Source organism: Streptomyces sp. NPDC001515, from assembly GCF_053597115.1.
Map to the genome: position 1 here is coordinate 161,268 of NZ_JBSFHN010000011.1, position 25,478 is coordinate 186,745.

24 protein-coding genes are annotated in these 25,478 nt (G+C 73.0%); 19 read left to right on the top strand and 5 right to left on the bottom strand.

The features are described 5' to 3' along the window. The first annotated feature begins 11 nt into the window (after positions 1 to 11). Positions 12 to 920: a ribonuclease Z gene (locus tag ACWCXC_RS14515; RefSeq protein ID WP_450680140.1), complete on the top strand. Its 909-nt coding sequence runs from the start codon at positions 12 to 14 to the stop codon at positions 918 to 920. A gap of 34 nt (positions 921 to 954) precedes the next feature. After that, on the top strand, positions 955 to 1,947 hold the full coding sequence (locus tag ACWCXC_RS14520) for an adenosine deaminase (protein ID WP_450888914.1): 993 nt from the start codon (positions 955 to 957) through the stop codon (positions 1,945 to 1,947). Here ACWCXC_RS14520 and ACWCXC_RS14525 read toward each other — a convergent pair. Then, positions 1,911 to 3,263: an MFS transporter gene (locus tag ACWCXC_RS14525; RefSeq protein WP_450680138.1), complete on the bottom strand. Its 1,353-nt coding sequence runs from the start codon at positions 3,261 to 3,263 to the stop codon at positions 1,911 to 1,913. The genes ACWCXC_RS14520 and ACWCXC_RS14525 overlap by 37 nt on opposite strands. A 376-nt stretch (positions 3,264 to 3,639) precedes the next feature. Between ACWCXC_RS14525 and ACWCXC_RS14530 the strand changes: the two genes are divergently transcribed. The 5 genes from ACWCXC_RS14530 (at position 3,640) to ACWCXC_RS14550 (ending at position 8,091) form a co-directional block, all read left to right on the top strand. After that, positions 3,640 to 4,755: a PfkB family carbohydrate kinase gene (locus ACWCXC_RS14530; protein WP_450680137.1), complete on the top strand. Its 1,116-nt coding sequence runs from the start codon at positions 3,640 to 3,642 to the stop codon at positions 4,753 to 4,755. A gap of 140 nt (positions 4,756 to 4,895) precedes the next feature. Beyond that, the gene (locus ACWCXC_RS14535; protein ID WP_450680136.1) at positions 4,896 to 5,945 is read left to right on the top strand and encodes a PhoH family protein; all 1,050 of its coding nucleotides are present in this window, start codon (positions 4,896 to 4,898) and stop codon (positions 5,943 to 5,945) included. Between the two features lie 9 nt (positions 5,946 to 5,954). Continuing rightward, complete coding sequence (ybeY, locus tag ACWCXC_RS14540; protein WP_450680135.1) at positions 5,955 to 6,452, top strand: rRNA maturation RNase YbeY; 498 nt, start codon at positions 5,955 to 5,957, stop codon at positions 6,450 to 6,452. After that, entirely contained in the window at positions 6,449 to 7,741 is a 1,293-nt protein-coding gene (locus ACWCXC_RS14545; protein ID WP_450680134.1) for a hemolysin family protein, read from the top strand. The genes ybeY and ACWCXC_RS14545 overlap by 4 nt, the downstream gene beginning before the upstream one ends. After that, positions 7,738 to 8,091, top strand: coding sequence for an MmcQ/YjbR family DNA-binding protein (locus ACWCXC_RS14550; RefSeq protein WP_450680133.1), 354 nt, complete (start codon positions 7,738 to 7,740; stop codon positions 8,089 to 8,091). Before ACWCXC_RS14545 ends, ACWCXC_RS14550 begins: the two co-directional genes overlap by 4 nt. 15 nt (positions 8,092 to 8,106) lie before the next feature. Here the strand turns inward: ACWCXC_RS14550 and ACWCXC_RS14555 are convergent, their stop codons facing one another. Then, positions 8,107 to 8,754: a dihydrofolate reductase family protein gene (locus ACWCXC_RS14555; RefSeq protein ID WP_450680132.1), complete on the bottom strand. Its 648-nt coding sequence runs from the start codon at positions 8,752 to 8,754 to the stop codon at positions 8,107 to 8,109. A gap of 57 nt (positions 8,755 to 8,811) precedes the next feature. Between ACWCXC_RS14555 and ACWCXC_RS14560 the strand changes: the two genes are divergently transcribed. Next, complete coding sequence (locus ACWCXC_RS14560; RefSeq protein WP_450888918.1) at positions 8,812 to 9,360, top strand: winged helix-turn-helix transcriptional regulator; 549 nt, start codon at positions 8,812 to 8,814, stop codon at positions 9,358 to 9,360. An 87-nt stretch (positions 9,361 to 9,447) separates the two neighbouring features. Here the strand turns inward: ACWCXC_RS14560 and ACWCXC_RS14565 are convergent, their stop codons facing one another. Continuing rightward, the gene (locus tag ACWCXC_RS14565) at positions 9,448 to 10,860 is read right to left on the bottom strand and encodes an MFS transporter (protein WP_450680130.1); all 1,413 of its coding nucleotides are present in this window, start codon (positions 10,858 to 10,860) and stop codon (positions 9,448 to 9,450) included. Between the two features lie 174 nt (positions 10,861 to 11,034). Between ACWCXC_RS14565 and ACWCXC_RS14570 the strand changes: the two genes are divergently transcribed. From ACWCXC_RS14570 to era, 5 genes are all read left to right on the top strand, one after another. Beyond that, positions 11,035 to 11,856, top strand: coding sequence for a helix-turn-helix transcriptional regulator (locus tag ACWCXC_RS14570; RefSeq protein ID WP_450680228.1), 822 nt, complete (start codon positions 11,035 to 11,037; stop codon positions 11,854 to 11,856). A 52-nt stretch (positions 11,857 to 11,908) separates the two neighbouring features. Further along, on the top strand, positions 11,909 to 12,262 hold the full coding sequence (locus tag ACWCXC_RS14575) for a cytidine deaminase (RefSeq protein WP_450680129.1): 354 nt from the start codon (positions 11,909 to 11,911) through the stop codon (positions 12,260 to 12,262). Positions 12,263 to 12,468: 206 nt separating this feature from the next. After that, positions 12,469 to 13,845, top strand: a complete 1,377-nt coding sequence (locus ACWCXC_RS14580) for a beta-xylosidase (RefSeq protein WP_450888921.1) — start codon at positions 12,469 to 12,471, stop codon at positions 13,843 to 13,845. 81 nt (positions 13,846 to 13,926) lie between these two features. Further along, the gene (locus tag ACWCXC_RS14585; protein ID WP_450888923.1) at positions 13,927 to 14,910 is read left to right on the top strand and encodes a WxL protein peptidoglycan domain-containing protein; all 984 of its coding nucleotides are present in this window, start codon (positions 13,927 to 13,929) and stop codon (positions 14,908 to 14,910) included. Between the two features lie 61 nt (positions 14,911 to 14,971). Continuing rightward, entirely contained in the window at positions 14,972 to 15,946 is a 975-nt protein-coding gene (era, locus tag ACWCXC_RS14590) for a GTPase Era (protein ID WP_383633147.1), read from the top strand. A gap of 16 nt (positions 15,947 to 15,962) precedes the next feature. On the opposite strand, the gene ACWCXC_RS14595 is transcribed toward era, so the two are convergent. Together ACWCXC_RS14595 and ACWCXC_RS14600 are read right to left on the bottom strand one after the other, a co-directional pair. Further along, a complete protein-coding gene (locus ACWCXC_RS14595; RefSeq protein ID WP_450888925.1) occupies positions 15,963 to 16,229 on the bottom strand; it encodes a protealysin inhibitor emfourin in 267 nt (88 codons plus the stop codon). A gap of 31 nt (positions 16,230 to 16,260) precedes the next feature. After that, positions 16,261 to 17,337, bottom strand: coding sequence for a M4 family metallopeptidase (locus tag ACWCXC_RS14600; RefSeq protein ID WP_450680125.1), 1,077 nt, complete (start codon positions 17,335 to 17,337; stop codon positions 16,261 to 16,263). A 292-nt stretch (positions 17,338 to 17,629) separates the two neighbouring features. Here ACWCXC_RS14600 and leuA point away from each other — a divergent pair, with 292 nt between their 5' ends. From leuA to recO, 6 genes are all read left to right on the top strand, one after another. Further along, positions 17,630 to 19,426 carry a 2-isopropylmalate synthase gene (gene leuA / locus ACWCXC_RS14605; RefSeq protein WP_450680124.1) on the top strand — a complete coding sequence of 599 codons (1,797 nt, stop codon included), beginning with the start codon at positions 17,630 to 17,632 and terminating at the stop codon, positions 19,424 to 19,426. 217 nt (positions 19,427 to 19,643) lie between these two features. Further along, on the top strand, positions 19,644 to 20,348 hold the full coding sequence (locus ACWCXC_RS14610) for a TerB family tellurite resistance protein (RefSeq protein ID WP_450680123.1): 705 nt from the start codon (positions 19,644 to 19,646) through the stop codon (positions 20,346 to 20,348). 146 nt (positions 20,349 to 20,494) lie between these two features. Then, positions 20,495 to 22,594, top strand: coding sequence for an MMPL family transporter (locus tag ACWCXC_RS14615; protein WP_450888928.1), 2,100 nt, complete (start codon positions 20,495 to 20,497; stop codon positions 22,592 to 22,594). A gap of 65 nt (positions 22,595 to 22,659) precedes the next feature. After that, positions 22,660 to 24,063, top strand: a complete 1,404-nt coding sequence (locus ACWCXC_RS14620) for a sensor histidine kinase (protein ID WP_450888961.1) — start codon at positions 22,660 to 22,662, stop codon at positions 24,061 to 24,063. Then, positions 23,969 to 24,652 carry a response regulator transcription factor gene (locus ACWCXC_RS14625; protein WP_450680121.1) on the top strand — a complete coding sequence of 228 codons (684 nt, stop codon included), beginning with the start codon at positions 23,969 to 23,971 and terminating at the stop codon, positions 24,650 to 24,652. Before ACWCXC_RS14620 ends, ACWCXC_RS14625 begins: the two co-directional genes overlap by 95 nt. Before the next feature lie 58 nt (positions 24,653 to 24,710). Next, positions 24,711 to 25,457 carry a DNA repair protein RecO gene (recO, locus tag ACWCXC_RS14630; RefSeq protein ID WP_450680120.1) on the top strand — a complete coding sequence of 249 codons (747 nt, stop codon included), beginning with the start codon at positions 24,711 to 24,713 and terminating at the stop codon, positions 25,455 to 25,457. The last annotated feature ends 21 nt before the right edge of the window (positions 25,458 to 25,478 follow it).

A 25,478-nucleotide genomic window follows, 5' to 3' on the forward strand; every position in this document is an offset into this window, starting at 1 on the left:
GCCGACCGCCCGTGTCCGCCCGTGAACTCGTCGTCCTCGGCACCGCCAGCCAGGTCCCGACCCGGCACCGCAACCACAACGGCTATCTGCTGCGCTGGGACGGCGAGGGCATCCTCTTCGACCCCGGCGAGGGCACCCAGCGCCAGATGCTGCGGGCCGGCGTCGCCGCGCACGACATCGACCGGATCTGCGTCACGCACTTCCACGGCGACCACGCGCTGGGCCTGGCCGGGGTGATCCAGCGGATCAACCTCGACCAGGTCCCGCACCCCGTCACCGCCCACTACCCGGCGAGCGGACAGCACTTCTTCGACCGGCTGCGGTACGCCACCGCCTACCGCGAATCCGTCGAGCTGACCGAGGCCCCGGTGGACGCCGACGGACCGCTGGCCACCACCGCCGCGTACACCCTGGAGACCCACCGGCTCTCCCACCCCGTCGAGTCCTACGGCTACCGGGTGGTCGAACCCGACGGACGGCGCATGCTGCCGGCGAAGCTCGCCGAGCACGGCATCACCGGACCCGACGTCGGGCGCATCCAGCGCGAGGGCTCCCTGGGCGCGGTCACCCTGGACGACGTCTCCGAGCCCAGGCGCGGACAGCGGTTCGCGTTCATCATGGACACCAGGCTCTGCGACGGCGTCCACGTCCTCGCCGAGGGCTGCGACCTGCTGGCCATCGAGTCGACCTTCCTCGACGAGGACGAGCGGCTGGCCACCGACCACGGCCATCTCACCGCCGGGCAGGCCGCCCGGGTCGCGAAGGAGGCGGGCGTACGGCATCTCGTGCTCACCCACTTCTCCCAGCGCTACCCGGACCCGGAAGCCTTCGAGGCCCAGGCCCGAGCCGCCGGCTTCGACGGCGAACTGACCGTCGCCGAGGACCTGGTCCGGATCCCCGTCCCGTCCCGGCACCCCTGACCGACCCGCACCACCTGCGTAAGCGAGAAACCCCGTGCACCTCCCCAAGGCAGAACTCCACCTCCACATCGAGGGAACCCTCGAACCCGAACTGGCCTTCGCGCTCGCCGCCCGCAACGGCGTCACGCTGCCGTACGCGGACACCGGGGAACTGCGCACCGCCTACCTCTTCGAGGACCTCCAGAGCTTCCTCAACCTGTACTACGCGCTGATGGCCGTCCTGCGGACCGAGGACGACTTCACCGAACTCGCCGACGCCTACCTCGCCCGCGCCGCCGCGCAGGGCGTGCGCCACGCGGAGATCTTCTTCGACCCGCAGGCGCACACCGCCCGGGGCGTCCCGGTCGCCACCGTCGTCGAAGGACTCGGCCGGGCCCTGGAGCGCAGCGAGGAGAAGCACGGCATCTCCACCCAGCTGATCATGTGCTTCCTGCGCGACCAGTCCGCCGACTCCGCCCTGGAGACCCTGGAGGCCGCCCGGCCGCATCTGCACCGGATCAGCGGCGTCGGCCTGGACTCCGCCGAGGTCGGCCACCCGCCGGCGAAGTTCCGCAAGGTCTACGAGGCCGCCGGGGCGCTCGGGCTGCGCAAGGTCGCCCACGCCGGCGAGGAGGGCCCGCCCGCCTACATCCGCGAGGCGCTCGACGTCCTCGGTGTGGAGCGCATCGACCACGGACTGCGCTGCATGGAGGACCCGGAGCTGGTGGAGCGGCTGGTCGCCGAGCGGGTGCCGCTCACCCTCTGCCCGCTCTCCAACGTCCGGCTGCGGGCCGTCGACACCCTGGAGGACCACCCGCTGCGGGCCATGCTGGACGCCGGACTGCTCTGCACGGTGAACTCCGACGACCCGGCCTACTTCGGGGGCTACGTCGGAGACACCTTCCACGCCGTCCACGAGGCGCTCGGCCTGGACCGCGAACAACTGCGCACCCTGGCCCGCAACTCCTTCGAGGCGGCCTTCCTCGACCACGACGAGGAGCGCAGGGCGCGCTATCTGTCCGAGGTCGAGGCGTACGCGTTCGACTGACCGCCCCCGGCGGGCCCGGCCGCCCGGAAGGCGCTGCGGACCAGGCGCCTGCGGCGTACCGGCAGGCTGATCTCGGCGACGGGCTGTTCGGGCGCGCCCAGCTTCGGGACCGCGCCCGGCACCGCGCCGGTGGTGACCGCGAGCAGGGCCGCCGGGGCGCCGCCCCTGCGGCGCACCGAACCCGGCACCAGCGGACGCCCGCCGGTGTGCAGCGCCACCGCCGTCACCGGCACCGCGACCAGCAGGGTCACGGTGCCCAGGATCAGCCCCATCACGGGGAACCCGGCCTCCTCGGACAGCACGCTGCCGAGCACCGGGCCGCAGGCCACGCCGACCGAGGAGGCGGAGCCCGCGAGCACCGCCCAGCGGCCGCGCACGTCCAGTGAGGCGGCCAGACCGATCAGGTACGAGAGGACCACCGGGTAGACGGTGTTCCAGAGGATCTCGCCCGTCGCGAACGAGCCGAGGCCGCCGGCCGAGGAGCTGAGCACGATGCTCCCCGCGATGACGACGGTGCCCAGGCCGATCGGGACGGCCCGGCCGAGCCGGGACCCGAGCACCCCCGCACCCATCACGCCGAGCAGACCGGCGCCGAGCGCGGCGGCGAACACCGCGCCGATGGTGACCTCGGAGAGGCCGACCTGGTCCACGCCGATGCGGCTGCTGACGCCCCAGAGCGCGTTCTGCGCCATCGACCAGACGAGCATGCCGCCCGCCAGCACCAGACCGGAGCGGCGGTGCGGCAGCCGTCCCGAGGCGGGGACGGACGGTCCGGCCGGGGCGAAGTCCCCGAGCCGCGAGGTGGCCGGCCACACCAGCAGCGCCACCACGGCGATCGAGGCGAACGGCAGCCGGTGGCCGCCGCCGAGGTGAGGGATGGTCAGGTAGAGGGCGCCCGCCGTCGCCGAGACGCTCAGCAGCCCCAGCGAGGAGGCGCGGTGCGGGTCGCTCTGGGCGGCGATGCCCGAGGCGGCCACCGCGGTCGCCGTACCGGAGCCGAGGCCGCCGATCACCACGCCCAGGACGACCAGCGGCACCGAGTGCGCGAGCGCGGCCACGCCGTAGCCGACCGCGGCCAGCACCAGTCCGAGCCGGGCCGGCCGGCGCGGGCCGAGGCTCTCCACGCGCCCCGCCAGGCAGAACCCCGCCGTGGCCGAACTCAGCAGCAGCGCGCTGCCGACCAGACCGGCCTGCGCGGTGCTGAGGCCCAGATGGACGGAGAGCCGCCCCACGATGGTGGGGAGGAGGTAGGCGGCGAGGTAACCGGCGGTGAACACGGCGACCAGGGGCCACGCGGCGCGAGGGCGCGAGGACATGGGCGTTCCTGAAGACATGCCAGAGGAGGCGGAGAGGCGGAGCGGGAAGGGTGGTGCGGAAAAACCAGGCACAACGGGGCGATGCGAAGCAGAGCGGCGTGATGCTGGGTCATGCGGGATTCGGCCACACATGTCGGGAGATCCCCGACGGTGGTCGCGCGCCAATTTGTATCAAGTGCCCCCGGTTCCCCGAAAGGCGACATGCTGTGATGTGAGTCACATATGCGTTTGGCATGGTCCAGCCCGGGTATTGGCGCATGTTTATGCAGGTCAGGGTCTGGGTGTACGGAGCCGCCACCGCGCACGGCGCGCACCCCGCACCCACGGACGGGAATCGGGCACACTGGCCGGAACCGCCACGACCGGGGAGTGCAGGGTGAGCGCTGAGAATCCGGGGATCGACCCGCTGGACGGACTGCGCGCACCGCAGGACCCGCAGTGCGACGTGTTCCTCACCGGCACGGTCTTCCTCGACATCATCTTCACCGGCCTGGACAGCGCCCCCGTGCGCGGCACCGAGTCCTGGGCGCGCGGCATGGGCTCCAGCCCCGGCGGCGTCGCCAACATGGCCACCGCCCTCGCCCGCCTCGGCCTGCGCACCTCGCTCGCCGCCGCCTTCGGGGACGACCACTACGGCGAGTACTGCTGGGACGCCCTCGAACAGGGCGAGGGCATCGACCTGTCCATGTCCCGCACCGTCCGGGGCTGGCACTCCCCGGTGACCGTCTCCATGGCCTACGAGGGCGAACGCACCATGGTCTCCCACGGCCACGAGGCACCGCCCCCGTCACCGCCGGCGGCGGAACCCGGCGCCGCCCCCGCCCCCTTCCCCCAGTGCCCGCCCCGCGCCCGCGCCGCCATCGCCTCGCTCGTCCCCGGCCGCTCCGAACCCTGGGTCGCCGCCGCGGCCCGCCGGGGCGCCGCCGTCTTCGCGGACGTCGGCTGGGACGACACCGGCCGCTGGGACCTGGACGCCCTGCCCGATCTGGAGCACTGCCAGGCATTCCTCCCCAACGCCGAGGAGGCCATGCGCTACACCCGCACCGCGTGCCCCCGCGCCGCCGCCCACGCCCTGGCCGAACGCGTCCCCCTCGCCGTCGTCACCCTCGGCGCCGAGGGCGCCTACGCCGTAGACGCCTCCACCGGCACCGCCGCCGAGGTCCCCGCCATCGCCGTGGAGGCCCTCGACCCGACCGGCGCCGGGGACGTCTTCGTCGCCGGCTTCGTCACCGGCACCCTCGCCAACTGGCCCCTCGCCGACCGCCTCGCCTTCGCCGGCCTCACCGCCGCGCTCTCCGTCCAGGAGTTCGGCGGCTCGCTCTCCGCCCCCGGCTGGCAGGAGGTCGCCGCCTGGTGGGAACGCATCCGCACCGTCAGCGGCCAGGACCCCGCCGCCCTCCACCGCTACGCCTTCCTCCGGGACCTGCTGCCCGCCGCCGCCCGCCCCTGGCCGCTGCGCCGGGCCGTCCCCACCATCGGCTTCCGCCCCTGACCGACGGGCTCCCGCGACGGATGTCCGCCGGTGAAAACCTCTCGGCGTTGTCGGTGGGGAGTCGTAGGCTTGGTACTCCGGAGGTTTTCGAGCAGCGAGAGCCCTGAGCGGGAGGTATGCGCAGGCCCGAGGGCCGGCCCATGACTCAGACACCCACACAGCGACAGGCGCGTGCCCACATCAGCGTCCCGGCCGCACACCCGATGGTGATGCTCCTGGGATCGGGCGACTCGCTGCTGCGCGTGATCGAAGCGGCGTTCCCGGCGGCCGACATCCATGTCCGGGGCAACGAGATAAGCGCGACGGGCGACCCGGCGGACATCGCCCTGATCCAGCGCCTGTTCGACGAGATGGTGCTGGTGCTCCGCACCGGTCAGCCGATGACGGAGGACGCCGTGGAACGTTCGATCGCGATGCTCAGGGCCTCGGACAGCGGCCAGGCCGACGGCACCGAGACCCCGGCCGAGGTGCTGACGCAGAACATCCTCTCCAGCCGCGGCCGCACCATCAGGCCCAAGACCCTGAACCAGAAGCGGTACGTCGACGCGATCGACAAGCACACGATCGTCTTCGGCATCGGCCCCGCCGGCACCGGCAAGACCTACCTCGCCATGGCCAAGGCCGTCCAGGCCCTCCAGTCCAAGCAGGTCAGCCGCATCATCCTGACCCGCCCCGCCGTCGAGGCCGGCGAACGGCTGGGCTTCCTCCCCGGCACCCTCTTCGACAAGATCGACCCCTACCTGCGCCCCCTCTACGACGCCCTGCACGACATGCTCGACCCCGACTCGATCCCCCGCCTGATGGCCGCGGGCACGATCGAGGTGGCGCCGCTGGCGTACATGCGCGGCCGGACGCTGAACGACGCCTTCATCATTCTCGACGAGGCGCAGAACACCAGCGCCGAGCAGATGAAGATGTTCCTGACCCGGCTCGGCTTCGACTCGAAGATCGTGGTCACGGGTGACATCACCCAGGTCGACCTGCCGGGCGGCACGAAGAGCGGTCTGCGGGAGGTGCAGGCGATCCTGGAGGGGATCGACGACGTGCACTTCTCCCGGCTCACGTCCCAGGATGTCGTCCGGCACAAGCTCGTCGGCCGTATCGTCGACGCGTACGAGAAGTACGACAGCCAGGGCGAGCAGGACGGCACGGCCGGTAAGGGCCGGGGCCGCCACAACGGGAAGCAGTAGCAGCGCACCATGTCGATCGACGTCAACAACGAGTCCGGAACCGAGGTCGACGAGCAGGCGATCCTCGACATCGCCCGCTACGCGCTCGCCAGGATGCGGATCCACCCGCTCTCCGAGCTGTCGGTGATCGTGGTGGACAGCGAGGCGATGGAGCAGCTCCACATCCAGTGGATGGACCTGCCGGGCCCGACGGATGTCATGTCCTTCCCGATGGACGAGCTGCGTCCGCCGGCCAAGGACGACGAGGAGCCCCCGCAGGGTCTCCTCGGTGACATCGTGCTCTGCCCCGAGGTGGCCAGGAAGCAGGGCGAGGACGCCGAGACGCGGCACTCCATGGACGAGGAGCTGCAGCTGCTCACGGTCCACGGAGTGCTGCATCTGCTCGGCTACGACCACGAGGAGCCGGACGAGAAGGCCGAGATGTTCGGTCTCCAGGCGGCCATCGTGGACGGCTGGCGCGGTGAGCGCGGACTGACCGGTCCGTCCCCGGCCCCCACCGTCTCGTGAGCCCGGCACTCGTCTCCGGGGTCGTCCTGCTGCTCGTCGTCGGCTGGCTCGCGGCCTGCGCCGAGGCGGGCATCGCCCGTACGTCCAGTTTCCGGGCGGCCGAGGCGGTCCGTTCGGGGCGGCGCGGCAGCGGCAAGCTGGAGCAGGTGGCGGCCGATCCGACGCGCTATCTGAACGTGGCGCTGCTGGTCCGGGTGGCCTGCGAGATGGCGGCCGGGGTGCTGGTCACCTACGCCTGCCTCAAGGAGTTCCCGGAGACCTGGGAAGCGCTGGCCGTCGCCATCGGGGCGATGGTCCTCGTCTCGTACGTGGCCATCGGGGTCTCGCCGCGCACCATCGGCCGCCAGCACCCGCTGAACACGGCCACGGCGGCGGCGTACGTCCTGCTGCCGCTGGCCAGGGTGATGGGCCCGGTCCCGCAGCTGCTGATCCTCATCGGCAACGCGCTGACGCCCGGCAAGGGCTTCCGCAAGGGCCCGTTCGCCAGCGAGGCGGAGCTGCGGGCGATGGTGGACCTGGCCGAACAGGAGTCGCTGATCGAGGACGAGGAGCGCCGCATGGTGCACTCCGTCTTCGAGCTGGGCGACACGCTCGTGCGCGAGGTGATGGTGCCGCGCACCGACCTCGTCTGCATCGAGCGCTACAAGACGATCCGGCAGGCGCTGACCCTGGCGCTGCGTTCCGGCTTCTCGCGGATCCCGGTCACGGGCGAGAACGAGGACGACATCGTCGGGATCGTCTATCTGAAGGACCTGGTCCGCAAGACGCACATCAACCGGGAGTCCGAGGCCGATCCGGTCTCCACGGCGATGCGCCCGGCCGCGTTCGTGCCCGACACGAAGAACGCGGGGGACCTGCTGCGCGAGATGCAGCAGGAGCGCAGCCATGTGGCGGTGGTGATCGACGAGTACGGCGGCACGGCCGGCATCGTCACCATCGAGGACATCCTGGAGGAGATCGTCGGGGAGATCACCGACGAGTACGACCGCGAGCTGCCGCCCGTCCAGGAGCTGGCCGACGGCTGCTTCCGGGTGACCGCGCGGCTGGACATCGGTGATCTGGGCGAGCTGTTCGGGCTCGACGAGTACGACGACGAGGACGTGGAGACCGTCGGCGGGCTGCTCGCCAAGGCGCTGGGCCGGGTGCCGATCGCCGGTGCGCGTGCCGAGGTGGAGCTGCCGGACGGGCGCCGGCTGCGGCTGACGGCGGAGTCCCCGGCCGGCCGGCGGAACAAGATCGTCACGGTGCTGGTGGAGCCGCTGGCTCCGGACGAGGAGGAGGCCGCGTGACTCCCCAGCAGCTGCGGGCGTTCTGCCTGGGGTTCAACGCCAGTGTGGAGGAGTTCCCGTTCGGGCCCGAGGCGTCGGTCTTCAAGGTGCTCGGCAAGATGTTCGCGCTGAGCGCGCTGGACGCCACACCGCTGACGGTGAACCTCAAGTGCGACCCCGACGAGGCGGTGCGGCTCCGGGAGGAGTACGAGGCCGTGGCGCCGGGGTGGCACATGAACAAGCGGCACTGGAACACCGTCACGGTGTCCGGTCTGCCGGACGCGAAGCTGCGCGAGCTGATCGAGGACAGTTACGACCTGGTGGTGGCCGGGCTGCCCCGGGCGGAGCGGCTGCGGCTCGACCGGGCGTAGGGCGCGGCCCGGGGCTCACTTCCGCCAGAACAGGTGGTGCACGATGCCGCTGTTCGGGCTCTCCACCCGCTCCAGGTGGAAGCGGTCGGTCAGCTCGTCGGGGCTCTCCCAGAACCGTTCGCCGGCCTTGATCTCGACCGGTGCGACGGCGATGTGCAGGGTGTCGACGAGATCGGCGTCCAGGAACTCCCGGACGGTGGCGACCCCGCCGCCGATGCGGACGTCCTTGCCGTCCGCGGCCTCGAAGGCGCGGTCGAGCGCTTCGCGGGGGGAGGCGTCGAGGAAGTGGAACGTGGTCTCGCCCTTGACGAGGGTGGGCCGCTCGTGGTGGGTGAGGACGAACACGGGGGTGTGGAAGGGCGGTTCGTCACCCCACCAGCCCTCCCAGTCGAGGTTCTTCCAGGGTCCGCGCTCCGGGCCGAACTTGTTGCGGCCCATGATCTCCGCGCCGATGTTGTTGGTGAAGTCGCGGGTGAAGTAGTCGTCCAGGCCGAGGCTGCCCCCGGGGTCGGTCCGGTTGGGCCAGTGGGCGGTGGCCCCGGCCCAGGACATGAGCGCGGCGGGGTCGGCGTTGCCGAACGGACGGTCGAGGGTCTGTCCCTCCCCGGCGCCGAAGCCGTCCTGGGAGAGGACGAAGTTCTGGACGCGGACCAGCTGTTTCATGGGATCCCCTTCCAGTTGCGATCTGCAACCGGTTGTCAAGCTATCTAGACTGATCCCATGGTGCAACCAGTTCCCGCCGAGAAGCTGCCCGTGTCGCGGGGCCGGTCCGGCTGTCCGATCAACATGACGGTCGAGCTGCTCGGGGACCGCTGGAGCCTCATCGTGCTGCGCGACATCATGTTCGGCGGCCTCACCCACTTCCGGGAGCTGCTCAACGCCTCCATGGAGGGCATCGCCTCCAACATCCTGGCCAACCGGCTGGCGAAACTCGTCGAGGCGGGGCTGCTCACCCGCGACGACGATCCGAGCCACCGCCAGAAGGTCGCCTACCACCTCACCGAGGCGGCCGTGCAGCTCGTCCCGGTCCTCGCCCAGCTCGGCGCCTGGGGCGCCCGCTGGCTGGACACGAGCGCCGAGCTGACGGTGCGGGCCGAACTGCTGGCCGCCGGCGGCCCCCCGATGTGGGACCGCTTCATGGCCGAACTGCGCGCCACCCATCTGTCCGGGGCCCCGGCCCCCGAGGACGGCGTGCTGGCGGAGCTGACCGCCGCCTACCACCGCGTGCGCGACGAGGAGCGGCGGCGGGAGGCCGCAGCGGCCGGCTGACGGCCCGCGCCGACACCCGGTCCCGGCCCGTACTCCGGCCGCCCCGGCCTCCGTACGGCCGCCTCCCCGGCCCCGAACGACTGGGGCTCACGGCCGGCGGAGACCCGCCGCGACCACGCCCGCCGCGAGGACCAGCAGCGCGGCGGCCACCACGATCACGGTCCGCACGCCGTCGAACAGGGAGTCGTGCGCCGTCGCCACCACGCCGAGCAGCGGAATGCCGATCGTGATCCCGACCTGCTGCGTCGTGGTGACCAGCCCGGTCGCCAGGCCCTGTTCCGCGTCCGGCACCCCCGAGGTGACGGTCAGGCCGTACGCGATGATCGCGCCCAGATGGAACATGCTGGCCAGCGAGACCGCGACGGTGGCCTGCCAGACGCCCGCGTCCGTACCGATGGTCAGCAGGGCCGCGATGAACAGGCCCTGGCCGAGCAGGGAGAGGGACAGCGTGCGCCGGGCCCCGACCCGGCCGATGACCTTCGGGGCGTACATCCCGGCCACCACCGAGGCGAGCCCCTGCGCCCCGAAGACCAGCCCGGTCCCGAAGGCCGACAGGCCCAGGACCTCCTGCAGATACAGGGTCAGGACGAAGATGATCGTGCTCATCGTCGAGAAGGTGAGCAGACCGCCCAGATTGCCGAACGCCACCGTGCGCCGGCGGAGCATCGGCAGCGAGACCAGCGGGGCGGCGGCCCGCGACTCGACCACGGCGAACGCGACGAGCAGCGCCACGCCCGCGGCCAGGGCGGCCCGCACGTCCGTCCGCCCGAAGCCGTGCTCGGCCGCCGTGGACAGGGCGTAGATCACGGCCAACAGGCCCCCGGTGACGGTCACTGCCCCCGGAACGTCCAGCCGGGGCCGGTCGGGCGTACGGGATTCGGGCAGCAGCCCCGGCGCCGCCACGAGGACGGCCGCGGCGGCCACGGTCAGCAGCCCCATCGTGGAGCGCCAGCCGAGGGTGTCGGTCAGCGTGCCCCCGGCGACCATGCCGACGGTGAAGCCGAGGGAGAGCAGGGTGCCGCTGATGCCCAGGGCCCGGTCGCGCTGCGGCCCCTCCGGGAACGTGGTGGTGAGCAGGGACATCCCGGTCGGCACGATCGCCGCGGCGCCCAGGCCCTGGAAGGCCCGTCCGGCCAGGAACGCGGCCGGGTTCCAGGCGAGCGTGGCCAGCAGCGACGCCGCGCCGAACACGGCGAGCCCGGTGAGGAACAGCCGGCGGCGGCCGTAGAGATCGGCGATCCGGCCGAACAGGAGCAGGAAGCCGCCGGACGGCAGCGCGAACGCGGTGATCGCCCACTGGAGGCCCGACCGGCTCAGACCGAGGTCGTCGCCGAGCACGGGCAGCGCCACGTTCAGCACGGAGAAGTCGAGCGACACCATGAACTGGGCTGCGCACAGGACGAGAAGGACCAGCCGGGCCCGGCCGGAGAGCCGTGCCGGGGCGGGTGGTGCGGGGACGGGGGCCGTGGGGGAGGCCGGGGCGGAGGAGTCGATTGCCATGGAAGGAGCCTGCGGCGCACGGAATATCGGTGGGGAGCGGGAACTTATCCTGTTGGCCGCACCACCAGGAAGGGCGCGGACACGGACACCAGGGGGAGTGGCGTGGGCACACCGGTGGGGGGCGGGGTGGACGCCGGAAAGGCGCACCGGCTGGCGGAGCTGCGCGCGTTCCTGATGAGCAGACGGGCCAGGGTGAGCCCCGGTGAGGCCGGTCTGCCCGACGGCGGGGCCCGCCGCCGCACCCCGGGGCTGCGCCGCGAGGAGGTCGCCGTCCTCGCGGGCGTGGGCGTTTCCTGGTACCAGTGGCTGGAGCAGGGCAGGGACATCACCGTCTCGCCCCAGGTGCTGGACTCGGTGGCCCGGGTCCTGCGGCTCAGCGGCGCCGAACGGCGCCACCTCTACGTACTGGCGGGGCTCAACCCGCCCGCCCCGGAGGTCGATCCGGCCCACGCGGACATGTGCGACGGACTGCGGCGGCTGCTCGACGGCTGGATGCCGTACCCGGCGCACATCATGGACGCGTACTGGAACGTCGTCCTCTGCAACGAGGCGTCGACGGCCGTCATGGGCATGGAGCCCGACCGGCGGCAGAACTGCGTCATCTCCTTCTTCACCGATCCGGTCCACCGGATCCGGTACCCGGGCTGGGAGGAGATCGCCGCCCGGGTCGTCGCCCAGTTCCGGGCGGCGTGCTCGGAGTGCCCCGACGACGAGGGGTTCCGCGCGATCGTGGACGAGGCGAAGGGGCGCAGCCCGGAGTTCGCCGAGCTGTGGGAGCGGCGGGACATCGCGCCGGGCGGGCAGATGCGCAAGGAGCTGGCCCATCCGGTGGTCGGCAGGCTGGCCTTGGAGGTCACCCAGCTGCGCATCCCGGCCCGCCCGGACCTGGCGGTCGTCCTGCACCACCCGTGGCCGGACACCGGCACGGAGGAGAAGCTGCGGTGGCTGGCCTCGGCGGAGGGCCGGCGCGGCGCGCTGCGGCAGGTCGGCGCGTGAACGCCGCCCGCCCGCGTGACGTGCCCGGTGCCGCGCTTCGTATGCTCGGCACATGACTGAGAGCACCGACCTCGGCGCCGAGGACCGCAAGATCGTCACGCTGGCGCGCAGCGCCCGCGCCCGCAACGGTGTGCCGGAGGGCGCGGCCGTGCGCGACGAGACCGGACGTACGTATGTGGCGGGCACCGTGGAGCTGGAGTCGCTGAGGCTCAGCGCGCTGCGGACCGCCGTCGCGATGGCCGTGGCCAGCGGGGCCACGTCGCTGGAGGCGGCCGCGGTGGTCTCCGGCGCGGAGGCCCCCTCGGAGGAGGACCGGGCCGCGGTGCGGGATCTGGGCGGGGCGGACACGCCGGTGTTCCTCGCGGGGCCCGACGGCGCGGTGCGGCTCGTCGTCCGGGCGGGCTGACACCCCCTTCCGGACCGCCCCTCCGCCACGGCCGCCCCTTCCCGCGGCGGCCGTGCGCGGCCCCGGGCGCGCGGTGATCTTGACAGCGTCTGATGGCCCATCAGTCGACGCGTTTCGCTTCCATTGACTTCTTTTCGGCCGGAGTCATCAATGGCCCCCTGCCGGAGCGGACGAGCCGCCGCGCCGGATCCCGCAGGAGGGGGCCTATGCGTTCAGCCATCCGAAGATCAGCGAGCCGAAGATCCTTCCGCCGTCCGGAGCGCGGGCGCCGCTGGGCCGCCGCCCTGGGCGTCGGCGCACTCGTCGTCACCGGGGGAGGGCTGCTCGCCGGGCCCGCGCAGGCGGCGGCGACCGCGTCGGTCGCGGTGGACTTCCCGACCCACTGCATCCCGCCCGCGATCGCCGGCATCCCGCCGATCGACGGAACGACCTCCGCCGAGATCACCGTCGACAACGCCGCCCCGAAGGTCGGCGAGACCGTCACGGTGACCTACACCGTCGTCACGGCGGCGGCGAGCAACCCGGTCGAACTGGCGCTGCCCGCCGACATCATGACGCCCACCGGCGCGGTCACCCTGGGCGGCGCGCAGAGCGGCTCCGTCACCGTGGCGGGCCCGAAGAAGAACGACCCGGTGCCCCCCAAGGGCGCCTTCCCGTCGTTCTCCATGACCGGCACTTTCACGGTCACCGCGCCCGGCGAGATCACCCTCTCGCCCGGCGACTACACCATCCACACCAGCTACATCATGGAGCTGGACACCCCCTGCACCGTCACCGATCCGCCCGCCCCGGTCTCCCAGCGGATCATCGCCACCCAGGACGGCGGCGGGGAGGTCAACAAGCGGACGATCTCCCTCGGCGCGGCCTCCGGGAAGCCCGGTGACCGGGTGACCGTCACCGGCGCGGAGTTCACCCCGAGCGCCGCCGTCACCGTGGCCGGCTGGAACGGCTCCGGCCCGACCGCGGACCGGATCACCGCCGAGGCGGCCGACGACGGCACCTTCACCTTCCGGCCCGCGATCAGCGATCCGGCCACCGTCGGCATCGTCGCCTTCGAGGGCGCGAGCTGGGACCCGGCCAAGGGTGCGGGCCCTCAGGCGTACACCCTCACCGGAGGCGGGGAGATCCCGGACAACAGCCAGCGGCTCACCTCCTCGGTGCGCGCGGGCACCCTCTCCATGAGCCAGGCCGGGGACGCCGTCGCCCTCTCGGCGGTCGACTTCGGGCAGGGCGGCGCCTCCCGCGGCGCCCTGAACACGGTGACGGTCAAGGACTTCCGCGGCGGCCCCGCCGGCTGGTCCCTGACCGGCAAGGTCACCGACTTCACCGGACCGGGCGGGGCCGTCATCGGCGCCTCCGCGCTCGGCTGGAGGCCGGTCTGCGCCACCACGTCCGGCAGCCCGAGCACCTGCGCGGCCGGATCCGAGGGCAGCGTCGGCAGCGCCGGGGCCACCCTGGCCTCCACGCCCGACGGCGCCTTCACCGGCGGCGAGTTCGTCGTCGACGCCGGGCTCACGCTCGACGTACCGGCGTTCACCGCTCCGGGCGCGTACTCCGGAGTGCTCACGCTCACCCTGACGTGAGCCGCACCTGATCGACCGGTGGGCCGGCCGCGCACCCGGCCGGCCCACCCCGCCCGAGCGCGTGCCCTGGGAGCCCGCACCATGTCCACACCCGTCCTCACCCCGTCGTTCCGACGCGCCCCGGCCCTCCTGCTGGCCGGGGTTCTCCTCCTGTTCGGGGCGCCTCCGGCCGGCGCCGCCGACAACGGCAGCTTCTCCGTCTTCCCGGCCACCGCCGACACCAGCGGGCGGCCGTACTTCTATCTCTCGGCCGACCCCGGCGCCACCCTCACCGACAAGGTCACCGTCACCAACAAGACCGGTACGGCGATGACCTTCCGGCTGTACGCGGCCGACGCGTACAACACCGCGCGCGACGGCGGCTTCGCCGTCCGGGCCCGGAACGAGAAGCAGCGCTCCGTCGGCGCCTGGGCCAGGGCCGCCCGCGACCGGGTCACCGTGAAACCGCACGGCTCGGTCACCGTGCCCGTCACCATCCGGGTGCCCGAGGACGCCGAGCCGGGCGACCACCCCGGAGCCGTCGTCGCCCTGGACGAACGCATCGACCCCGCCGACGAGGGCGCCGTCGCCGTCGGCATCCGCAAGGCGGTCGGCGCCCGGATCTATCTGCGGGTCAACGGCCCCACCCTGCCCGCGCTCTCCGTCGAGGACGTGAAGGTCGAGCACAGCCGGCCGCTCGTCCCGGGCACGGGCCCCTCCCGCGCCGTCATCTCGTACACCCTCCGCAACCGGGGCAACGTCACCCTCAGCCCCAAGGTCGCCCTCCGGGCGGAAGGGCTGTTCGGGCGGAAGCTGCTCGCCCGCGACCTCTCCCGGATCCCCTCCGAACTGCTGCCGCGCCAGGAGGTCCGGCTCACCGAGGAGTGGGCGGGCGCGCCGCAGCTGGAGTGGGGCGAGATCAGGCTGACCGCCAGCGCCCGCGGCACCCGCGAGTCCGCGGCCGTGTCCTACTTCGCGCTGCCCTGGCTGGTCGCCGGGGTGCTGCTCGTCGTGCTGGGCGGCGGCGCCGCGCTGTGGATCAGGGCCCGCCGGGGGCGCCGCGGCGCGGCCCGGACGGCGGACTGAGCGGGGCGGCCGGTGGCCGCGGGGGCGCCGTGGTGCCCCGCGGCCACCGGGATCGGGGACAATGGGCGCCATGAGCGCTCGACCTAACCCTGAACCCGCTGCCCGGCCGGCCGGTACCACCGCCCCCCACCGGGCCGGATTCGCCTGCTTCGTGGGGCGTCCCAACGCGGGCAAGTCCACCCTGACGAACGCTCTGGTCGGCCAGAAGGTGGCCATCACGTCCAACCGGCCCCAGACGACCCGCCACACCGTGCGCGGCATCGTCCACCGGCCGGACGCGCAGCTGATCCTGGTCGACACCCCCGGCCTGCACAAGCCGCGCACCCTGCTGGGCGAGCGGCTCAACGACGTCGTGCGCACCACCTGGGCCGAGGTCGACGTCATCGGCTTCTGCCTGCCCGCCGACCAGAAGCTCGGCCCCGGCGACAAGTACATCGTCAAGGAACTGGCGGGCATCAGGAAGACGCCCAAGATCGCGATCATCACCAAGACGGACCTGGTCGACTCCAAGCAGCTCGCCGAACAGCTGCTCGCCGTCTCCCGCCTCGGCGAGGAGCTGGGCTTCGAGTGGGCGGAGATCATCCCGGTCTCGGCCGTCAAGGACAGCCAGGTCGGGCTGCTGGCCGATCTGATCGTCCCGCTGCTCCCGGAGAGCCCGCCGCTCTACCCGGAGGGCGACCTCACCGACGAGCCCGAGATGGTCATGGTCGCCGAGCTGATCCGCGAGGCCGCGCTCGAAGGCGTACGCGACGAGCTGCCGCACTCGATCGCGGTCGTCGTCGAGGAGATGCTGCCGCGCGAGGACCGCCCGGCGGACAAGCCGCTGCTCGACATCCACGCCAACGTCTACATCGAGCGGCCCAGCCAGAAGGGCATCATCATCGGCCCGAAGGGCAAGCGGCTGAAGGATGTCGGCACCAAGTCCCGCAAGCACATCGAGGCGCTGCTCGGCACGCCCGTCTACCTCGACCTGCACGTCAAGGTCGCCAAGGACTGGCAGCGCGACCCCAAGCAGTTGCGCAAGCTCGGCTTCTGACCCCGCCGCGCCGGTCTCACGCGCCCTCCTTCAGGACGCGTGAGACCAGCGTGCGCTGGGCGTCGGTCAACTTCGGGTCGGCGCAGTGCACCGTCCGGCCGTCGACCGTGATCCGGTAGTGGAAACCGTCCGGGACGCCCCGGGGCGGGGTGTCCGGGCAGCCGTCGACGGCCGCCCCGGCCAGGGACTCCCAGGCGGCGGCATCGGGCCGCCCCGCAGTGTCGATCTCGCGCTCCCGCGCGATCCCGGCGAAACCGCCGGTCCTGCTGACCCTGATCCGCATGCGTGTCCTCCTCGACGACGGCCCGGCCGTGCTACCGGGTCGGTACGCCGACCTCGGACCAGGCCTTGAGGACCGCTTCCACCTCGTCGCCCTCGCCGAAGCGGCTGCGGGCCGCCGCCACGGTCAGCCGGGCGAAGGACGCGAAGTCCGCGTCCACCGCCAGTTCACCACCCGTGAGCACATCGAACCAGAGCTGGCCCGCCCGCTCCCAGGAACTGCCGCCGAGCGCGGTCGCCAGCAGGTAGAAGGCGCGGTTCGGGATGCCGGAGTTGAGGTGCACCCCGCCGTTGTCGTCGCCCGTGTGGATGTAGTCGTCCATGGACGCCGGCTGCGGGTCCTTGCCGAGGACGTCGTCGTCGTACGCCGTGCCGGGCGCCTTCATCGAGCGCAGCGCCACGCCCTGGACCCGGGGGGCCAGCAGGCCGGCGCCGATCAGCCAGTCGGCCTGGGCGGCGGTCTGGCCCAGGGAGTGCTGCTTGACCAGGGAGCCGAAGACGTCCGAGACGGACTCGTTGAGCGCCCCGGACTGTCCGTAGTAGTTCAGGTTCGCCGTGTACTGGGTGAGTCCGTGGGCCAGTTCGTGGGCGATGACGTCGATGGCGACGGTGAAGTCCAGGAAGACCTCCCCGTCCCCGTCGCCGAAGACCATCTGCTCGCCGTCGAAGAAGGCGTTGTTGTACTTCTCGTCGTAGTGGACGGAGCCGATCAGCGGCAGGCCGTTGCCGTCGATCGAGCGGCGGCCGTAGGCGCTGAGCAGCAGGTCGAAGGTGGCGCCCAGGCCCGCGTACGCGCGGTTGACGCTGGCGTCGGAGGTCGGCTCCTGGCCCTCGGCGCGGACCTTCCTGCCGGGCAGGTCGGTGCCGTGGCGGCAGTCGTAGATCGTGCGGTCGGGGGTGCCGGAGCGGTCGCCGTCGGCCGGGACGGGGGCGACGGAGGTGCGGACGACGGTGGTCACCTGGCGGCGGGTGCGCCGGGCGGCGTCGGCCTCCAGGGTACGGCGGGCGGGCTCGGCCAGGACGGGATCGTCGGCCTGGGACAGCTTGTCGAGGACGTGGGGCGGCACGATGGTGCAGAAGACGGGGTGGGACCCGTGGGTTCGAGGCTGCATACAACGACTGTGGCAGTCCGTGTTCGCACTGTCACCGGTTGCGACCGTGATTGACGAAATAGAGTGATCCCTCACGGTTCACCCGTTACCGGGCCCCTGTCCCGCATACTGATACGGCACCGACGTCCCGGGCGCCTCTCCGCTACGCTCGACGCATCATGCGTTTCGGGCTGCTTCTTCTTAGCTGCCGCGGCGAGGGCCTGTAGTCGTAGGCCGACCCCCTCCCCGCGGAGTCTGGTGCTGCAGCAGCACAGTCGGCCGTCCCCTTGAAGGACCCCGAGGAGCCCCCGCCATGACCGCAGTGAATCCCGCGCAGACCCCCGCCTCCGGCGCCGTCGGCCGCCCCACGCCGATCACCAACGCCACGGGACTCCAGAAGCCGTCCGGGATGCCGGTCCACAAGTACGGGCGCTACGAGGCCGTCGACATCCCGGACCGCACCTGGCCCGAGAAGCGGATCACCAAGGCCCCCCGCTGGCTCTCCACCGACCTGCGCGACGGCAACCAGGCCCTGATCGACCCGATGTCGCCGGCCCGCAAGCGCGAGATGTTCGACCTGCTGGTGCGCATGGGCTACAAGGAGATCGAGGTCGGCTTCCCGTCCTCCGGCGAGACCGACTTCGCCTTCGTCCGCTCCATCATCGAAGAGGGCGCGATCCCCGAGGACGTGACGATCTCCGTCCTGACGCAGGCCCGCGAGGAACTGATCGAGCGCACCGTCGAATCGCTGCGCGGCGCCCACCGCGCCACCGTCCACCTGTACAACGCGACCGCCCCCACCTTCCGCCGCGTGGTCTTCCGCGGCTCCAAGGAGGAGGTCAAGCAGATCGCCGTGGACGGCACCCGGCTGGTCATGGAGTACGCCGAGAAGATCCTGGGCGAGGAGACGATCTTCGGCTACCAGTACAGCCCCGAGATCTTCACCGACACCGAGCTGGACTTCGCCCTGGAGGTCTGCGAGGCGGTCTGCGACGTCTGGCAGCCCGAGGAGGGCCGCGAGATCATCCTGAACCTGCCCGCCACCGTGGAGCGTTCCACGCCGTCCACGCACGCCGACCGCTTCGAGTGGATGTCGCGCCACCTGACGCGCCGCGAGTACGTCTGCCTGTCCGTCCACCCGCACAACGACCGGGGCACCGCCGTCGCCGCCGCCGAACTGGCCCTGATGGCCGGGGCGGACCGCGTCGAGGGCTGCCTGTTCGGCCAGGGCGAGCGCACCGGCAACGTCGACCTGGTCACGCTGGGCATGAACCTCTTCTCCCAGGGCGTCGACCCGCAGATCGACTTCTCGCAGATCGACGAGATCCGCCGCACCAGCGAGTACTGCAACCAGATGGAGGTCCACCCGCGCCACCCCTACGCGGGCGACCTGGTCTACACCGCCTTCTCCGGCTCCCACCAGGACGCCATCAAGAAGGGCTTCGACGCCATGGAGGCCGACGCGGCCGCCCGGGGCAAGACCGTCGACGACATCGAGTGGGCCGTGCCGTACCTGCCGATCGACCCGAAGGACGTCGGCCGCTCGTACGAGGCCGTCATCCGGGTCAACTCGCAGTCCGGCAAGGGCGGAATCGCCTACGTCCTGAAGAACGACCACAAGCTGGACCTGCCCCGCCGGATGCAGATCGAGTTCTCCCGGATCATTCAGGCCAAGACCGACGCCGAGGGCGGCGAGGTCACGCCGGCGCAGATCTGGAGCGTGTTCCAGGACGAGTACCTGCCCAACCCCGAGAACCCCGGGGCCCGGTGGGGCCGCGTACAGATCCGCTCCGGCCAGAGCACGACCGGCTCCGACGGCCGGGACACGATCACCGTCGAGGCGACCGTGGACGGCGTGGACACCGTGCTGACCGGCACCGGCAACGGCCCGATCTCCGCGTTCTTCGAAGCGCTGCAGGCCATCGGCATCGACGCCCGGCTGCTGGACTACACCGAGCACACCATGAGCGAGGGCGCGAGCGCCGTCGCCGCCTCCTACATCGAGTGCGTCATCGACGGCAAGGTCCTGTGGGGCATCGGCATCGACGCCAACACCACGCGCGCCTCCCTGAAGGCGGTCGTCTCCGCCGTCAACCGCGCCTCCCGCTGAACCGCGCGGTGCCCGAAAGGGCCCGCCCCGTACGGTTCGTGAACCCCGCCCACCCGCTCCCGGGAGGGCGGGGTTCGGCCATCTCCGGACGGTTGTGACGGGCGAGGTGCTGACGCCGCCAGGGCGATGTGGTTAACATCACGTTCACACGGCAACGATGCCGAGGGGTGCCTCCCGTGCCCGAGCGGCCCGCGGGGGAGTGACGGAGGTGTGCGACGTGCGGTCAGCCCTGGGACAACGCGCCAAGAAGCTGCGCATCTGCGGCGTCCGCACGCACTGGGACACCGTCGGCGACGGCGAGTTCTTCTGCCCCGGCTGCGGCGGCGACCGCAACTACCGCCGTCTGACCGGGCGTCGGCGCCTCACCGTCCTCGGACTGCCGCTGCTGCGCCGCGGCGAGACCGGCCCGGTCGTCGCATGCGCCGCCTGCCACGGCCACTTCGACACCGAGACGCTCGACCACCCCACCACCACCCGGTTCTCCGCGATGCTCAGGGACGCCGTCCACACGGTCACCCTCGGCGTCCTCGCGGCCGGCGGCTCCACCTCCCGCACGGTCCTGGAGGCCGCCGTCGAGACCGTGCGCGGCGCGGGCTTCGACGACTGCACCGAGGAGCAGCTCGCCACCGTCGTCGAGGTCCTCTCCGCCGACATCGGCCAGGGCTCCGCCACCGGCCCCGCCGCCGAGGCGTGCGGTGCCGCGCTGGCCATCGAACTCCACGAGGCGCTGGAGCCGTTGGCCCCGCACCTGGCCCCCGCGGGCCGTGAATCGATTCTGCTCCAGGGTGCCCGGATCGCCCTCGCCGACGGCCCCTACAGCCCGGCCGAACGCGAGGTGCTGAGCACCGTCGGCGGCGCGCTGCGGCTGTGCGGCGCGGACACCGCCCGGCTGCTCGCCGCCGCCGCGCGTACCCCCTCCTGAGCACCGCCCGTTACTCCCCGGGGAGTAACGGGCCCGCCGCACCCACCACCGCGGTAGCCGCGAACTCGGCCCTCCGCGCGATGAACCGCCCCTGCCCCGGCGGGAGTCTGGACACGACCGGACACCCGTACGGAAGGGGGGCTCCCATGAGGCGCGCAGAACAGGACGGCCGCGAGCGGACACGGACGCGGAACCGGTGGCGGTGGCTGCCCTGGGCGATCGTCGGACTCTGGGCCGCCGTGCTCGCCGTCGCCGGACCGCTCGCCGGCCGGCTCGGCGACGTCCAGGTCAACCGCGCCGTCGACTACCTCCCGGCCGGCGCCGACTCCACCCAGGTGGCCCGGATCCAGGAGACGCTGCCCGGCGGCGAGTCCACCGACCTCGTGCTCGTCTACCACCGCGACGGCGGGCTGACCGCCGCCGACCGGGCCCTCGCGGCCCGGCAGAGCGACGAGGTGGCCCGGAACCACCCGCTCACCGCCCCGCCGCGCGGCGTCCCGTCGAAGGACGGCACGACGCTGATGTACCCGGTCTCCACGACCGCGCCCGGCCAGGACGACGAGGCCCGCACGGCGTTCGTCGACGCGGTGCGCGAGACCGTGCGCGCCGGAGACGGGCTGGAGGCCGAGGTCGGCGGGGTCGGAGCGCTGACCGCCGACGCCCAGAAGGTATACGGCTCGGTCGGCGGCCCGGTCCTCTACACGACCGTCGCCGTCGTCGCCCTCCTGCTGATCCTCATCTACCGCAGCCCGCTGCTGTGGCTGGTCCCGCTCGTCGTCGCCGGAGTCGCCGACGCCCTGTCCATGGCCGTCGTCTACGGCCTCAACCGCGGCCTCGACACCACCGTCACCGGCCAGAGCTCCGCCGTCATGACCATCCTGGTCTTCGGCGCCGGCACCGACTACGCCCTGCTGCTCGTCTCCCGCTACCGCGAGGAGCTGACCCGCCTGCGCAGCCCCCGCGCGGCCATGGCGGCCGCCCTGCGCGGCTGCGGCCCCGCCGTCGTCGCCTCCTCCGCCACCGTCGCCGCGGGCCTCCTGTGCCTGCTGGCCGCCGATCTCAACAGCAGCCGGGGCATGGGACCCCTCGCCGCCGTCGGCGTGCTCTGCGCGCTCCTGGCGATGCTGACGCTGCTCCCGGCCGTCCTGGTGCTGCTGGGCCGCCGGGTCTTCTGGCCGCTCGTGCCGGCCCACGGGGCCGAACCGCGCCGGCGCCGTTCGGTGTTCGCCGCCATGGGCGGATCGGCCGGACGCCGGCCCGTCGCCGTCCTCGTCACCGGCGGGGTGCTGCTGGGCGCGCTGTCGCTCGGGGCGTTCGCGCTGCCCGGCGACCTCAAGCAGGAGGACTCCTTCACCCGCGCACCGGACTCCGTCACCGCCATGACCACGCTCGCCGACGCCTTCCCGGGCCGCTCCACCCAGCCGATCACCGTGATGACCCCCACCGGCCGGGCCGACGACGCCCTGGCCCGCGCCCGTACGACCGAGGGCGTCGCCTCCGCCGCACGCGGCCGCAGCGGCGGCGGCTGGACCGAACTCTCCGTCGTCGCCACGGCCGCGCCCGAGTCGGCGGGGGAGCGGAACACCGTCCGCGCCCTGCGCGACACCCTCGACGGCAGCCACGTCGGCGGGCCGGGCGCCCAGCAGATGGACCTGGACGCGGCCAGCTCCCGCGATCTGCGGAGCGTCGTCCCGCTCGTCCTGCTCTCGGTGCTCGTGATCCTCGTCGTCCTGCTGCGCGGGCTCGTCGCCCCGGTGCTGCTCGTCGCGGCCGTCGTCGCGGTCTGGGGCGCCTCCCTCGGCATCGGCGGCCTCCTCTTCGAACCGCTCCTCGGACTCAAGGGCACCGACCCCGGGCTGCCGCTGCTCTCCTTCGTCTTCCTCGTCGCCCTCGGCGTCGACTACGGCATCTTCCTGATGCACCGGGTCCGCGAGGAGGCCAGGGCGGGCGCCGGACCCACCGAGGCGGCGCTCACCGGACTGCGCGCCACCGGAGGGGTCATCGCCTCGGCCGGGCTCGTGCTCGCCGCCACCTTCGCCGTCCTGACGAACATGCCGATGACCGGCCTGGTCGAACTGGGCTTCGTCATCGCCGTCGGCGTCCTGCTCGACACCTTCCTCGTCCGCACCCATCTGGTCACCGCCGCGAGCGTGGCCCTCGGACGCCGGATCTGGTGGCCCGGCGCGCTCGCCCGCACCCCGGACGCCCCGGCCGCGCGCCAACCCGAGCTCGTCGGGGCCCCCTGACGGTGCCGCGCCCCGTAGCGGAGGATGGCCCCGTGCCCGCTCCCACCGGCCGTCGCGAACGCGTCATGGCCGTCATCAACCGCGACCCGATGCGCGCGCCGCACCGGACGCGCACCGACGCCCTCCTCGCGGTGGGCGCCGGCGCGCTCTCCGCCGCCCTCGCCCTGGGCTCGGCCGACCGCCCCGACGCGCTCGGCTGGTGCCTGCTGCTCGCCACCGCCGTCCCGCTGGCCCTGCGGCGCCGGGGCCCCGTCCTCGCCCTGCTCGCGATGACCCCGCTGCTGGCGCTCTACCACGGACTGGACTACGTCCACTCGGCCCCGATCCCGCAGACCTGGATCATGCTCTACACGGTCGCCGTCACCGGCCGGCCGCTGCGCACCCTGCTCGTCGGCATCGGCGTCACCTCCGTGATGGTGACGGTGGTCCTCGGCATCGACGCCCACCGGGGCCTCGAACTCCTGCGGATCTCCGGCTGGATCGTCGCCATCCTGTTCTTCGGGGTCGACGTCCGCTTCTACCGCCGGTACGTCGCCTCCATGGTCGAGCGCGCCGAACGGGCCGAGCGGACCCGGGAGGAGGAGGCCCGCCGCCGGGTCGCCGAGGAGCGGCTGCGCATCGCCCGGGACCTGCACGACCTGCTCGCCCACAGCATCACGCTCATCGGCGTGCAGACCTCGGTGGCCTCGCACATCCTGACCGTGGACCCCGGGCGCCTGGACCGTACGGCCATCGCCTCCGCCCTGGACGACATCGCGGAGACCTGCCGGGAGGCCAGGGCGGAACTGCGCACCACCCTCCAGGTGCTGCGCGACACCGGCCGCGACGACGGGTCCGCGCAGGGGCCGCTGCCGGACCTGGCGGCCCTGCCGGGGCTCGTCCGGGCGGCGGAGACCGCCGGGGCCCGCGTCGGACTGGAGGTCCGCGTCCCCGACGGCCGCCTCGCCCCGGTGACCGAGGCCGCCGCCTACCGGATCGTGCAGGAGTCCCTGACCAACGCCGTACGCCACGCGGGCCCCGGCGTCCGCGTCACCGTCGCCGTCGAGCCGGCGGGCCCGGCCGGACTGCGGGTCACGGTCACCGACGACGGCACCGGCCCGGTGGACGACGGCACCCGGTCCGGGTTCGGCATCGCCGGGATGCGGGAGCGGGCCCGCAGCACGGGCGGCACCCTGAGGGCGGGACCGCGCCCCGCCGGCGGCTTCGAGGTCGCGGCACTGCTCTCCCCGGGGGCCGGACCCCCGGACCCGCGCCCCGACCCCGTGCCCGCGACGGACGCCCCGCGCCCCGCCCCCGTACACGCGGCCCCCGCACCCCTGACTCCTGAAGCCGCCCCCGCGCCCCCGATCCTCGACGCCGCCCCGGAGAACGCCCATGATCCGCGTCCTGCTCGCCGACGACCAGACCCTCGTGCGGGCCGCCTTCGCGATGCTCGTCGGCTCCGATCCGGAGATGGAGGTGGTCGGTGAGGCCGCCAACGGTCTCGAAGCCGTCGCGCTCGCCCGCTCGGCCCGCGCGGACCTCGTCGTGATGGACATCCGGATGCCCGAACTCGACGGCATCGAGGCCACCCGCCGGATCGCCGCCGACGAGGACCTGGCCGGGGTGAAGGTCCTCGTCCTCACCACGTACGACACCGACGACCACATCCTCGACGCCCTGCGCGCCGGGGCCTCGGGCTTTCTGGTCAAGGACACCCGGCCCGCCGACCTGCTGGCGGCGATCCGCACGGTGGCGGCCGGCGATTCGCTGCTCTCGCCCGGCCCCACCGCCCGGCTGATCGCCCGCGTGCTCAGCGCCCCGCGGCCCCCGGACCGCACCCCGCCCGGCGGCCCGGGGAACCTTTCCCACCGGGAACGCCAGGTCCTCGCCCTCGTCGCGCGCGGGCTGAACAACACGGAGATCGCCGAGACCCTCGGCCTCAGCCCGCTCACCGCCAAGACCCATGTCAGCCGGATCATGGGCAGACTCGGCGCCCGCGACCGGGCCCAGCTGGTGATCGCCGCCTATGAATCGGGCCTGGTCGTCCCGGCGGGCGGCGCGGCGGAACGGGACTGAACGGACCGGGTCGCGGGGGCGGCCCCGCCGGGGCCGCCGCGTACCGGACAATGGAGCCATGAGCTTGTTCCGGGACGACGGTGTGGTGCTCCGCACGCAGAAGCTGGGCGAGGCCGACCGGATCATCACGATCCTCACCCGCGGCCACGGCCGGGTGCGTGCCGTCGCCCGCGGGGTGCGGCGCACCAAATCGAAGTTCGGGGCCCGGCTGGAGCCGTTCTCCCACGTCGACGTGCAGTTCTTCGCCCGGGGCAGCGAGCTGGTCGGACGCGGACTACCGCTCTGCACCCAGAGCGAGACGATCGCCCCGTACGGCGGCGGCATCGTCACCGACTACGCCCGCTACACCGCCGGCACCGCGATGCTGGAGACCGCCGAGCGCTTCACCGACCACGAGGGCGAGCCCGCGGTCCAGCAGTACCTCCTGCTGGTGGGCGGGCTGCGCACCCTGGCGCGCGGCGAGCACGCCCCGCACCTCGTCCTCGACGCCTTCCTGCTGCGCTCCCTCGCCGTCAACGGCTACGCCCCGAGCTTCGAGGACTGCGCCCGGTGCGGCATGCCCGGCCCCAACCGGTTCTTCTCCGTCGCGGCGGGCGGCGTCATATGCGGCGACTGCCGGGTGCCCGGCAGCGTCGTACCCTCGGCGGAGGCCGTCACCCTGCTGAGCGCGCTGCTCACCGGCGACTGGGCGACGGCGGACGCGTGCGAGGCGCGTCATGTCAGGGAGGGGAGCGGACTGGTGTCCGCGTATCTGCACTGGCATCTGGAGCGCGGGCTGCGTTCGCTGCGGTACGTAGAGAAGTGACACAGGGAGACAGAGAAGCTC